12 protein-coding genes are annotated in these 12,142 nt (G+C 68.5%); 9 read left to right on the plus strand and 3 right to left on the minus strand.

Annotation, left to right across the window (positions count from 1 at the left end; translation table 11 throughout):
• Nucleotides 1–53: 53 nt before the first annotated feature.
• From rbfA to ACRARE_RS17685, 8 genes are all read left to right on the plus strand, one after another.
• Nucleotides 54–491 (plus strand): 30S ribosome-binding factor RbfA, encoded by a 438-nt coding sequence (gene rbfA, locus ACRARE_RS17650; RefSeq protein ID WP_432657782.1) that lies wholly within the window; start codon nt 54–56, stop codon nt 489–491.
• Between the two features lie 4 nt (nt 492–495).
• Nucleotides 496–1,263 carry a phosphodiester glycosidase family protein gene (locus ACRARE_RS17655; RefSeq protein WP_432657783.1) on the plus strand — a complete coding sequence of 256 codons (768 nt, stop codon included), beginning with the start codon at nt 496–498 and terminating at the stop codon, nt 1,261–1,263.
• 391 nt (nt 1,264–1,654) lie between these two features.
• Nucleotides 1,655–3,406: a heparinase II/III family protein gene (locus ACRARE_RS17660; protein WP_432657784.1), complete on the plus strand. Its 1,752-nt coding sequence runs from the start codon at nt 1,655–1,657 to the stop codon at nt 3,404–3,406.
• Nucleotides 3,407–3,427: 21 nt separating this feature from the next.
• The gene (gene purH / locus ACRARE_RS17665; RefSeq protein ID WP_432657785.1) at nt 3,428–5,026 is read left to right on the plus strand and encodes a bifunctional phosphoribosylaminoimidazolecarboxamide formyltransferase/IMP cyclohydrolase; all 1,599 of its coding nucleotides are present in this window, start codon (nt 3,428–3,430) and stop codon (nt 5,024–5,026) included.
• 22 nt (nt 5,027–5,048) lie between these two features.
• Nucleotides 5,049–5,516 carry a signal peptidase II gene (gene lspA, locus ACRARE_RS17670; protein ID WP_432657786.1) on the plus strand — a complete coding sequence of 156 codons (468 nt, stop codon included), beginning with the start codon at nt 5,049–5,051 and terminating at the stop codon, nt 5,514–5,516.
• A 50-nt stretch (nt 5,517–5,566) separates the two neighbouring features.
• A complete protein-coding gene (locus ACRARE_RS17675) occupies nt 5,567–6,082 on the plus strand; it encodes a DUF3035 domain-containing protein (protein WP_432657787.1) in 516 nt (171 codons plus the stop codon).
• 292 nt (nt 6,083–6,374) lie between these two features.
• Nucleotides 6,375–7,769: a M16 family metallopeptidase gene (locus ACRARE_RS17680; RefSeq protein WP_432657788.1), complete on the plus strand. Its 1,395-nt coding sequence runs from the start codon at nt 6,375–6,377 to the stop codon at nt 7,767–7,769.
• A complete protein-coding gene (locus ACRARE_RS17685) occupies nt 7,766–9,136 on the plus strand; it encodes a M16 family metallopeptidase (RefSeq protein WP_432657789.1) in 1,371 nt (456 codons plus the stop codon). Before ACRARE_RS17680 ends, ACRARE_RS17685 begins: the two co-directional genes overlap by 4 nt.
• 79 nt (nt 9,137–9,215) lie before the next feature.
• Here ACRARE_RS17685 and ACRARE_RS17690 read toward each other — a convergent pair whose 3' ends face one another.
• Nucleotides 9,216–9,626, minus strand: a complete 411-nt coding sequence (locus tag ACRARE_RS17690) for a MerR family transcriptional regulator (RefSeq protein WP_432657790.1) — start codon at nt 9,624–9,626, stop codon at nt 9,216–9,218.
• Nucleotides 9,627–9,702: 76 nt separating this feature from the next.
• Here ACRARE_RS17690 and ACRARE_RS17695 point away from each other — a divergent pair, with 76 nt between their 5' ends.
• Nucleotides 9,703–10,626 carry a cation diffusion facilitator family transporter gene (locus tag ACRARE_RS17695; protein ID WP_432657791.1) on the plus strand — a complete coding sequence of 308 codons (924 nt, stop codon included), beginning with the start codon at nt 9,703–9,705 and terminating at the stop codon, nt 10,624–10,626.
• 7 nt (nt 10,627–10,633) lie between these two features.
• Here the strand turns inward: ACRARE_RS17695 and ACRARE_RS17700 are convergent, their stop codons facing one another.
• On the minus strand, nt 10,634–11,425 hold the full coding sequence (locus tag ACRARE_RS17700) for a hydroxypyruvate isomerase family protein (RefSeq protein ID WP_432657792.1): 792 nt from the start codon (nt 11,423–11,425) through the stop codon (nt 10,634–10,636).
• A gap of 74 nt (nt 11,426–11,499) precedes the next feature.
• Nucleotides 11,500–12,105, minus strand: a complete 606-nt coding sequence (locus ACRARE_RS17705) for a DUF1285 domain-containing protein (RefSeq protein WP_432657793.1) — start codon at nt 12,103–12,105, stop codon at nt 11,500–11,502.
• Nucleotides 12,106–12,142: the final 37 nt, after the last annotated feature.

The following is a 12,142-nucleotide window of genomic DNA, read 5'->3' on the forward strand; positions in this document are numbered from 1 at the left end:
CAAGATGACATCAGGACGGGCCCGACCGGCGGGCCCCGCAAGAGGCGGCAGCAATGAGCAAGAACAAGTTCCACGACGGTCCGGGGCCCTCGCAGCGGCAGTTGCGCGTGGGCGAGACGGTGCGCCGTGCCCTGTCCGAACTGCTGGCCCGGGGCGATATCCATGACCCCGAGCTGAACCGGCTGTCCATCACCGTGGGCGAGGTGCGCTGTTCGCCCGACCTGAAGATCGCCACCGCCTATGTGATGCCCCTGGGCGGCGGCCATGTGGACGATGCCATCGCCTTTCTGGCCCGCAACCGGGGCGAGCTGCGCCGCCTGATCGGCAAGAAACTGAACCTGAAGTTCACGCCCGACCTGCGTTTCCGCCCCGATGAGACCTTCGACCGGCTGGACGAAACCCGCCGCCTTTTCGCCGATGAGACGGTGCGCCGCGACACCGGCGCCGATGCGGCCGAGGGGGACGAGGAAGACGACAGGGACGAGGCCTGAGCCGATGCCCGCCCGCCGCCTTAGGACCCCGCTGCTGCCCGCGCTCGCGGTGCTGTTGCTGGTGCTGCTGGCCTGGCCGCTGGCGGCCGGGGCGGTCAGCTGTCGCAACCAGGACTGGGGCGGCAACCGGTTCGCGGTCTGCGAGGTGGATCCGGCCACCGAGGCGCTGCGCCTTTTCCTCTACGATCCGGGCGGCGCGCCCTATGGCGATTTCACCACCCTGGAGGCGCGGCTGCAAAGCCGCGGCCAGCGCCTGGCCTTCGCGATGAACGCGGGCATGTATCACGAGGACCGCGCCCCGGTGGGGCATTACGTCGAGGACGGGCAAGAGGCGATGCGCGTCATCCCCAATGCCGGGCCGGGCAACTTCGGCCTGCTGCCCAACGGGGTCTTCTGCATCGCCTCGGACCGCGCCCTGGTGGTGGAAACCCTCGATTACCAGCGCCGCCGCGACCGGCTGGGCTGTCGCGACGTGACCCAGTCGGGGCCGATGCTGGTGATCGACGGAGAGCTGCACCCGCGCTTCCTGCCCGACAGCAGCTCGCGCTATATCCGCAACGGGGTGGGCACCACGGCCTCGGGCGACCGCGCGGTCTTCGTCATCTCGCGCAACGCGGTCACCCTGCACGACTTCGCCAGCTTCTTCCGCGACGCGCTGGAGCTGCCCCAGGCGCTCTACCTCGACGGCAATGTCTCGCGCCTTTACGCGCCGGAACTGGGCCGGGCCGACTGGGGCCGCCCGATGGGCCCCATCGTGGCCGTGGTCGAGTAAGGGGGATCGGCCTGCGACCGATTGCCTTCGGCGAGAGTATTTTCGGCCCGGTGAAAGAGCAGGCTGTGCCAGCAAGGCGCCCGCCTTTCGCCTTCCTGCGGTTCCGACCTCTCGATTGCTAAAGTCCGCCGCCTCTCTGGGCCCCGTCTCGCTCTTTCACTGGGCCAAAAATACTCCGGGGGAGGCCGCCGCAGGCGGGCGGGGGCAGAGCCCCCTTCCCGTTGATCTGTCCCCCTCTGCCCGGACAGGGGGCGCCGGCGCTGGCGGATCGGGCACAGCGCGGGGCTTATCCAGTTTCGCGCATGACAGGGCTTGCGGCGCGGGCTAGGATAAGGCCAAACGCCAGCAGAGCGTTTTGCAAGGCAAGCAGACGAGCGACAGAGGCAGGCAGATGTCCCGATCCGAGCCCCAGGCCCCCGGCGGTGCACGGTTTCTGAACCGTCTGCACGCATGGGCCGCGGCTCGCGCCCGCCCTGCCACCGCCTTTACCAGCCAGCCCGAGCCGCGCAGCGTCGGCGCCTTTGCCCGGGGGCGGCAGATGCTGGCGGGAAATTTCCTCTTTGCCGGGCAGCTGGTCGAGGCGCCCAAGTCCTCGATCTGGGACATTGCCGCCCCCGATGCCGCCTTCGAGGACGAGGTGCAGGGCTTTGCCTGGCTCGATGATCTGGCCGCCGTGGGCGATCAGAAGGCGCGGCTGGCCGCCCAGGGCTGGACCTGGGAGTGGATGGCGCGTTACGGGCGCGGGCGTGGCCCCGGCTGGCAGCCCGATCTGGCCGGGCGGCGGCTGATCCGCTGGATCCATCACGCCCTGTTCCTGCTGCGCGCCCAGGACGCCGCCGCCTCGGATGCCTTCTTTCTGTCGCTGGGTCGCCAGACCATCTACCTGTCGCGCCGCTGGAAGGCTGCGCGCCCCGGGTTGCCACGCTTCGAGGCGCTGACCGGGCTGATCTATGCGGGCCTGGCCCTGCGCGGCATGGAGGGCCATGTTGAGCCCGCCCGCCGCGCCCTGGAGCGCGAGGCGGCGGCGCAGATCGACGCCCAGGGCGGGCTGCCGACGCGCAACCCCGAAGAGCTGCTGGAGGTCTTCACCCTGCTGACCTGGGCCGCCCTGGCCCTGGAAGAGGCCGAGATCGAGACCGGCCCCGAACATCGCGCCGCCATCGAACGTATCGCCCCCACCCTGCGGACCCTGCGCCATGCGGATGGCTCGCTGGCGCGCTTTCACGGCGGCGGGCGCGGCCAGGAGGGGCGGCTGGACCAGGCCCTGGCGGCCAGCGGCATCAGCCATGCCCAGCCCGAGGGGCTGGCGATGGGGTTTGCCCGGCTGTCCACGGGCCGCACCTCGGTCATCGTCGATGCCAGCCCGCCGCCCACGGGGCGGGCGGGCCTATCGGCCCATGCCTCGACCCTGGCCTTCGAGCTGACCTCGGGGCGGCGTCCGGTGGTGGTCAACTGCGGCTCGGGGCGCAGTTTCGGCCCCGAATGGCGCCGCGCCGGGCGGGCCACGCCCAGCCATTCCACCCTCTGCCTCGACGGGCTGTCCTCGGGGCGGCTGTCGCATCGCAAGGGCCGCGGCGACGAGCTGGAGGATGCGCCGCGCAACGTGCCAGTGCGGATGACCCATGCCCCCGACGGCATCCGGTTCCAGGGCGGCCATGACGGCTGGATCCGCACCCACGGGCTGACCCATGCCCGCACGCTGGAGCTGACCTTCGACGGTCGCGCCGTGGCGGGCGAGGACATGCTGCTGTGCCTGGAAGAGCGCGACAAGCGCCGCTTTGACCGCGCCATGGACGCCAAGAAGCTGGAGGGGATCCCCTATCAGATCCGATTCCACCTGCATCCCGAGATCGAGGCCCAGCTGGACATGGGCGGCACCGCCGTCAGCCTGGCGCTGAAAAGCGGCGAGGTCTGGGTGTTCCGCCATGACGGGCGCCAGCAGATGACGCTGGAGCCCTCGGTCTTTCTCGAACGCAACCGGCTGAAGCCCCGATCGACCCTTCAGATCGTCCTTTCGGGCCGTGCCGTCGATTATGCGTCGCGCATACGCTGGTCTTTTGCCAAGGCACAGGATACTCCCATCTCCGTCCGGGACCTTTCCCGCGAGGAAGAGGATCCGGCGGCTCTGAGCGATCTGACCTGACCCACAGATGGACCCCGTACCATGACCGACACCCAAGCCCTGCATCCCGTCCGCCGCGCGCTGATCTCCGTTTCCGACAAGACCGGTCTGGTCGAGCTGGCCCAGGCCCTGGCCGCGCGCGGGGTTGAACTGCTGTCCACCGGCGGCAGCGCCGGGATGCTGCGCGAGGCGGGCCTTGAGGTGCGCGACGTGGCCGATGTGACCGGCTTCCCCGAGATGATGGACGGCCGGGTGAAGACCCTGCACCCCAAGGTGCACGGCGGCCTTCTGGCGCTGCGCGACGACGAGGGCCATGTGGCGGCGATGAACGAGCATGGCATCGGCCCGATCGACCTGCTGATCGTCAACCTCTACCCCTTCGAGGAAACCGTGGCCAAGGGCGCCGACTACGACACCTGCATCGAGAACATCGACATCGGCGGCCCGGCAATGATCCGCGCGGCGGCCAAGAACCACAAGTTCGTCAACGTGGTGGTGGATGTGGCCGACTATCAGCCGCTGCTGGACGAGCTGGAGGCGAACGGTGGCGCCACCTCCTATGCCTTCCGCCAGAAGCTGGCGCTGACCGCCTATGCCCGCACCGGCGCCTATGACGCCGCCGTTTCCGCCTGGATGACCGGCGCCCTGGAAGATCCCGCGCCGCGCCGCCGCGCCTTCGCAGGCAGCCTGGCCCAGACCCTGCGCTATGGCGAGAACCCGCACCAGTCGGCGGCCTTCTACGTCGATGGCTCGGACCGCCCCGGCGTCGCCAATGCCACCCAGATCCAGGGCAAGGAACTGTCCTACAACAACATCAACGACACCGACGCGGCGTTTGAGCTGGTGTCGGAATTCCTGCCCGCCAACGGTCCGGCCTGTGCGATCATCAAACACGCCAACCCCTGTGGCGTGGCGCGCGGCCAGACCCTGCGCGAAGCCTACATGAGCGCCTTCGACTGCGACCGTACCTCGGCCTTCGGCGGCATCATCGCGCTGAACTCGAAACTGGATGTCGAGACCGCCGAGGAGATCAGCCAGATCTTCACCGAGGTCATCATCGCGCCCGGCGCCGATGACGCCGCCAAGGAGCTGCTGGCCAAGAAGAAGAACCTGCGCCTGCTGCTGACCAGCGGCCTGGCCAACCCGCTGACCGCCGGTCTGATGGTGAAACAGGTCTCGGGCGGCTACCTGGTGCAGGACAAGGACAACGGCCATATCGACATGGACGACCTGAAGGTGGTGACCAAGCGCCAGCCGTCCGAGAAGGAAATGGCCGACATGCTGTTTGCCTGGAAGGTCGCCAAGCACGTGAAGTCGAACGCCATCGTCTACGTCAAGGACGGCGCCACCGTGGGCGTGGGCGCGGGCCAGATGTCCCGCGTCGACAGCTGCCGCATCGCTGCCCGCAAGGCGCAGGACATGGCCGAGGTGCTGGGCCTGGCCGAGCCGCTGACCCGTGGCTCTGTCGTCGCCTCTGACGCCTTCTTCCCCTTCGCCGACGGTCTGCTGACCGCCGCCGAGGCCGGCGCCACCGCCGTCATCCAGCCCGGCGGCTCGATGCGCGACGACGAGGTGATCGCCGCCGCCGACGAGGCCGGCCTGGCCATGGTGATGACGGGTATGCGTCATTTCCGTCACTGAGGCGAGGCAGCGGGGAACGGTAATGCGTATCGTGTTCTGGGCAGGGTTCTGGGTCTTTCTGGCCGACCAGGTGACGAAATACCTGGTCGTCCATGTGATGGACCTGGCCTATCGGCAGGAAATCGTCGTGATCGACGGCTACCTGCGATTCCGCATGGCCTGGAACGACGGGATCAACTTCGGCCTGTTCTCTGACGGGGCCTTCTGGGCCCGCTGGGTGCTGATCGGGCTGGCCCTGCTGATCTCTGTCGGTGTGCTGTGGTGGGTGAAGCGCGAGGCGCCGCGCCGTGCCGGGCTGATCGCCGCCGGCCTGGTGGTCGGCGGGGCGCTTGGCAACGTGGTTGACCGGCTGATCTACGGCGCGGTGGCGGATTTTGCCAATGTCACCTGCTGCGGCATCGACAACCCCTACGCCTTCAACATCGCCGATGTGGCGATCTTTGCGGGGGCGGCGGCGCTGGTCTTCCTGCCCGCAGAGAAAGAGGCGTGACCTCGGACCCGCAATCGGCTAAGCCTCGGACACTGCCAAGGAGTACCGCGATGAATCTGCCTCGGGGAGCGATCCTTCTGACTGTCTGTGCGCTGGCCGCCTGCGGCAACAGCGCTGGCAAGCTGCGCTATTTCTCGGACACCGGCGGTGGCCCCGAGGAGTTCAACATCGTGCCCACCAAGGAGCTGGAGCAGCCCGCGGATTATGCCGCGCTGCCCGAGCCGACGCCGGGTGGACAGAACCTTGTCGATCCGCAGCCCCTGGGCGATGCGGTCGCGGTGCTGGGCGGTCGCGCCTCTGCGTTGCAGGATCAGGGCGTCAGCGGCGCCGATGGCGCGCTGGTCACCTATGCCTCGCGCGCCGGTGTCGATCCGCAGATTCGCCCGACCCTGGCCGCCGAGGACGAGGAGTTCCGCCGTCGCAAGGCGATGTTCAACAACCTGCGTCCCTTCAAGCTGGACCAGTATTACCGCGCCTACGAGGACCAGTCGATCGACCCGCGCCAGATGGCCCGCTACTACACCCAGCGGGGCATTCCGGTGCCGAGCTATCCGCCGGTCGAGTAAGCCGCGCCCGCCTTGCCCCACACCGCCCCGCAAGGGGCCCGATCCGGCCCCTGCCTTCGTCGCGGGGGCCTTGTCGTTTCGGGCGTCGTTTCGGTGCCCCCTCTGGCGCGCCGGGCACAGTCCTTCGCCCTGGGATCAGCGGTTAACCGCCCCTTCACCTGGGCGCGGCAAAGCTGCACCGACAAATTTGCTCGCGCCCTGTCACTTCGCGGTGAATGCGGGCCCGGTCCCTTGCCGCGCCTTCGCCGCGCGGTATCTTCTATTCCATGACGAATGTGTGAGAGGAGCGGCAATGATCAGACGGCTTGTCGCCGGGGCGCTGACCCTGGCCAGCCTCGCCAGCCAGGCCGCGGCGCTGGATGCCGTGGATCAGGTCACGGATTTTACCCTCGACAACGGTATGCAGGTGGTGGTGATCGAGGATCACCGAGCCCCCGTGGTCGTGCATATGGTGTGGTATCGCGCCGGGGCCGCCGATGAGGAACCGGGCGTGTCGGGGGTGGCGCATTTCCTGGAACACCTGATGTTCAAGGCCACCGACACCATGGCCTCGGGCGAGCTGTCGGCGACCGTTGCCGCCAATGGCGGCACCGACAACGCCTTCACCAGCCAGGATTACACCGCCTATTACCAGCGCGTCGCGGCGGATCGCCTGCCGCTGATGATGCAGATGGAAAGCGACCGCATGGTCAACCTGGCGCTGACCGAGGACGAGATCGAGAGCGAGCGCAACGTGATCCTGGAGGAGCGCTCGATGCGCACCGACAGCGATCCGGGCGCGCTGTTCGGCGAGCAGATGAAGGCGGCGCAGTACCTCAACCATCCCTATGGCGTGCCGGTGATCGGCTGGCGCCACGAGATGGAACAGCTGGGCCTGGAGGAGGCCAACGCCTGGTACGAGACCTATTACGCCCCCAACAATGCCACGCTGATTGTCGCCGGGGACGTGGATCCCGAAGAGGTGCGCAGCCTGGCACAACAGTATTACGGCCCCCTGACGCCCAACCCGGCGCTGGATGCCGCGCGGCAGCGCCCGCAGGAACCGCCGCAGATCGCCGAACGCCGGGTGGTGTTCAAGGATGCCCGCGTCGCCCAACCCTATGTCAGCCGCACCTACCTGGCGCCGGAGCGCGACCCCGACACCCAGGAAAGGGCGGCGGCGCTGCTGATCCTGGCGCGTCTGCTGGGCGGCGGCTCGACCTCTTTCCTTTACGAGGATCTGGTGCTGGAGCAACAGGCGGCGGTCTATACGGCGGCCTATTACGCCCCGACCTCGCTGGATGACACCACCTTCGGCGTCTACATCGTGCCGCCCGAAGGCGTCTCGCTGGAGCAGGCCGAGGCGGATCTGGATGCTGGCATCGCCCGCTTCTTCGACGCCGGGGTGGACCCCGAGGCGCTGGAACGCATCAAGATGCAGGTGCGCGCCGAACAGGTCTATGAACGCGACGACGTGGCGCGCATGGCGCGGATGTACGGCACGGCGCTGAACTCGGGCCTGACGATCCAGGATGTGCAGGACTGGCCCGCCATCCTTCAGGCGGTGACGCCCGAGGATATCATGGCCGCCGCCCGCGAGGTGCTGACCCGCGATCACGCGGTGACCGGCTGGATGATGACCGACCCCGACGCCAGCGCCACCCCGGTGCCCCTGTCCAACCCCGCAGCCGGAGACGTGACCCAATGATTCGCCTGACCCTGCGCCGGAGGCTTGCCCCGCTTGTCGCACCCATCCTGGCCGCCCCCGCCCTGCTGCTGATGCTGGCCCTGCCACTGCGGGCCGAGGTCGCCATCCAGGAGGTCACCAGCCCCGGCGGGTTGACCGCCTGGCTGGTCGAGGAACATTCGATCCCCTTCACCGCGCTGGAGATCCGCTGGGCCGGGGGCACCTCGCTGGACCTGCCGGGCAAGCGCGGCGCCACCTATCTGATGACCGGCCTTCTGGAAGAGGGCTCGGGCGAGGGCGAGGCGGCGATGGACAGCCGCGCCTTCGGCCGCGCGGTCGAGGGCCTGGCGGCGCATTTCAGCTATGACGCCCATTCCGACGGCCTGTCGGTCTCGGCCCGTTTCCTGACCGAGAACCGCGACGAGGCGGTCGACCTGCTGCGCCAGTCGCTGGTCGAGCCCACCTTCCCCGAGGATGCGGTGGAGCGGGTGAAGGCGCAGATCCTCAGCATCATTCGCAATGACGCCAAGGATCCGCAGAAGATCGCCAGCACCAATTTCGCCGCCCAGACCTATGGCCACCACCCCTACGCCAGCCCGATCGAGGGCACCGAGCAAAGCGTGACCGCCCTGGACCGCGACGACATGATCACCGCCTGGCGCAATGTGATGGTGAAGGACCGCAACCGCGTCTCTATCGCCGCCGTGGGCGACATCACCCCCGAAGAGCTGGGCGTGCTCCTGGACCGCCTGCTGGGCGATCTGCCGACGCGGGGCGGCGCGCTGCCCGGCCCGGCCGAGGTGACGCTGACCCCGGGCGTGTCGATCACCCTTTTCGACACGCCGCAGGCACAGGTGATCTGGGGCCAGCAGGGGCTGGGGATGGAGGATCCCGATTTCTTCCCGGCCTATATCCTGAACCAGATCATCGGTGGCTCCGGCTTCGACAGCCGCCTGATGCAGGAGGTCCGCGAGAAACGCGGGCTGACCTATGGCATCTATTGCTGGCTGGCCGACCGCGACTATGCCGACATCTGGATGGGCAGCGTGGCCTCCGACAATCGCCGGGTGGCCGAGACCATCCAGGTGGTGCGCGACGAATGGGCCCGGGTGGCCCGCGACGGCGTCACCGCCGAAGAGCTGGAGCAGGCGAAGAAATACATGACCGGCGCCTATCCGCTGCGCTTTGACGGCAACGGCACCATCGCCCGGATCCTGGTGGGGATGCAGCATGACGGCTTCCCCATCGACTATCCGGCGGGGCGCAACGACCGGATCAATGCCGTCACGCTGGAAGAGATCAACCGCGTCGCCCGCGAACGGCTGCATCCCGAAAAGCTGCGCTTCATCGTCGTGGGGCAGCCCGAGGGGCTGGACGAGGTGAACTGAGCCGCCCCTTTGCAAAGGTCTTGCCCGCCCCCGCAGCCGCCGCTGTGGGGGCGGTCTGCTTTTGGCCCCCGAGGTGGCCCTAATGCTCGCCCAGGCACTGGCCGTGATCGCCAAGCGCCGCGATCAGCCCGCAGGCTTCGCCCGGGGCGTGGTCACAGGTCTGCGCCAGCCGCTCCAGCTCGGCCTCCAGCCGTTGCAGCCGGGCGATGCGGGCGCGGATGTCGCCCAGGTGCCGGGCGGCGATCTGATGCGCATCGGCACAGTCGCGGCCCTTGTCCGACAGTTCCAGCAGGTGGCGGATCGCCTCCAGCGACAGGCCCAGCCCGCGCCCGTGGGCGATGAAATGCAGCCGGTCAAGATCGGCGCGCCCGTAGCGTCGCTGCCCGCCCGCGCTGCGCTCGGGCGCGGGCATCAGCCCGGCCTCTTCATAATAGCGGATGGTCGGCACCTTCACCCCGGTGGCACGCGACAAATGGCCGATGGAAAGCATGTCTTTTCCCCTTGAACCTCTAGTCACTAGAGGTCCTATCTTGTGTCGTGACGCAGAAAAAGACCGGACCGGACCCATGCCGCACGATCACGCCCACCCTCATCACCATCACCACGCCAGCGCCGATCTGGCGGGCGACAAGCGCGTCGCCTGGGCGGTGGCGGTGAATATCCTGCTGACGGTGGTGCAGATCATCGCCGGGCTCTTCTCGGGCTCGCTGGCGCTGATCGCCGATGCGATCCACAACCTTTCCGACGCGCTGTCGCTGGTCATCGCCTTCCTCGCCCGCCGCATCGCCCGCCGCCCCGCCGATGCCGCCATGACCTTTGGCTATGGCCGGGCCGAGGTGGTGGCCGCCCTGGTGAACTACACGACGCTGATCGTCATCGCCGTCATGCTGGCCTTCGAGGGTATCGAGCGGCTGTTCAACCCCGCCGAGGTCGAGGGCTGGACCGTGGTCATCGTCGCCGCCGTGGCGCTGGTCATCGACACGGCCACGGCGCTGCTGATCCTGTCGCTGCAAAAGGGCAGCGTGAACATGCGCGCGGCCTTTTTGCACAATGTGGCCGATGCCCTGGGCTCGGTCGCGGTGATCGTCGGCGGCGCGCTGATCCTGCTTTATGACTGGCGGCTGGTGGATCCGATCGTCACCCTGATGATCTCGGGCTACATCCTGTGGCACGCCGCCTCGGAGGTCGGGCCGGTGATCCGCCTGCTGATGCTGGGCAGCCCCGACAGCCCCGGCGTGGCCGAGGTGGCCGAGGGCATCCGCGGGGTCGAAGGGGTGGCCGGGCTGCACCATCTGCACCTGTGGCGGATGCAGGAAAGCGAGGCCGCGCTGGAGGCCCATGTGGTGCTGACCGGCGCGGCGGAAGAGGCCGGCGCGGTGCGCGCCCGGATCGTCACCCTGTTGCACGACCGTTTCGCGCTGACCCATGTGACCCTGCAACTGGAAACTCGCGACGAGGCCTGCCCCGATGCGCCGCTGATCGGCCACTAGCCGGGCGTCAGGCCGGGCGGGGCAGGGGGGCAGTGGCGGCGCGGGCGGCCTGAAGCCAGCCCAGACCGTCCAGCGTGGCGGCGCGCGGGCGATAGTCGGCGCCGATCCAGCCGTCATAGCCCGTCGCCGCCAGCTGCCGATAGAAGGCGGCAAAGTCGATCTGGCCCCCCTTGTCGGGTTCGCCCTGGTCCGGGGTCGCGGCCAGGTGCACATGGCGCACCAGCGGTGCGACCTGGGCCCAGGTGGCGCCCAGGTGGCCGGTGATCCGCTGCGCGTGATAGCTGTCGAACAGTAGGCCGAGGTTGGGGGCGCCGACCGTGTTGATCACCCGTGCGGCCAGGGTGAAATCGGTCAGGAAATAACCCGGCAGGTCGCCCGCGTTCATCGGCTCGATCAGCAGGCTTTGCCGGGGCGCCGAGGCGGCGGCCCAGGACAGGTTGGCCACCAGCGTGTCAAAGCCCGCGGCGCCAATGGCCGGGCCCGACAGGATATGCAGATGCCGCGCCTTCAGCGCCTGGGCATAGCGCAGGGCGCGGCGGAAATCGTGGCGGAACCGCTCTTCGCCGCCGGGCTGGGCGGCAAAGCCGGGCGTGCCGCCGGTGTAGTTGGGCGGCGGCGCGGCCATCAGCACGACGGGCATTTGGGCCAGGCCCAGGGCGTTGCGGATCTCCATCGCCGGGCTGTCGTAGGGAAAGGGGATCTCGACCCCGTCGAACCCGGCCTCGGCCGCCGCGGCGATGCGCGCGGGCAGGGGCCGCTCGGTGAAAAGCGTGCAAAGATTGGCGGCGAATGCCGGCATGTCGTCCCCCCGATGCCGTTCCCCGGCGCGCCGCCGTCCCACGGGCCGCACGTCGGGTTCAGCATGGGCGGCGCCTAGAGGCCGGTCAACTCTGCCGCCGGGATGATCGGGAAAAACTGCCCCGCAGAGCGCAGGCCGAACCAGTCGACCCCCTCGACCTCGGCGGTCTCGCCCAGATCGACCAGCCGGTAAAAGCTTTTGCGGTCGATCAGCGCCTCCAGCCGGTCGCGGATCAGCACATAGGGCGAGGGTTCGCCCGTTTCGGGGTCGCGGGTGACCCGGATCGGGTGGTCGGGGCCTGCCACGGCCTTGTCGGCGACGTTGGTCAGGAAGGTCAGCACCTGCTCTTCGCCCGTGCCCTCGACTTCGAAATCGACGGCCAGGAAGGGGGCGTCATCGACGGTGATCCCGACCTTTTCCACCGGGGTGACCAGAAAATAGTCGTCGCCGTCGCGGCGCAGGATGGTCGAGAAGAGGCGCACCAGTTCCGGCCGCCCGATGGGGGTTCCAAGGTAGAACCAGGTGCCATCGCGGGCAATCCGCATGTCCAGGTCACCGCAGAAGGGCGGATTCCACTTGTGCACCGGCGGCAATCCGCGCCCCTTGGCGGCGCGCGCGGCAGCAGCCAGCGTGTCCGCCGTGATATTCACACTATTTTGTGACGACAGTGAATTTATCATTAACCAACTCGCCGCTACAGTTTCAGTTAATCATTAT

The sequence above is a fragment of the Pseudooceanicola aquaeponti genome, assembly GCF_050897975.1.
Taxonomy (GTDB): domain Bacteria; phylum Pseudomonadota; class Alphaproteobacteria; order Rhodobacterales; family Rhodobacteraceae; genus Pseudooceanicola.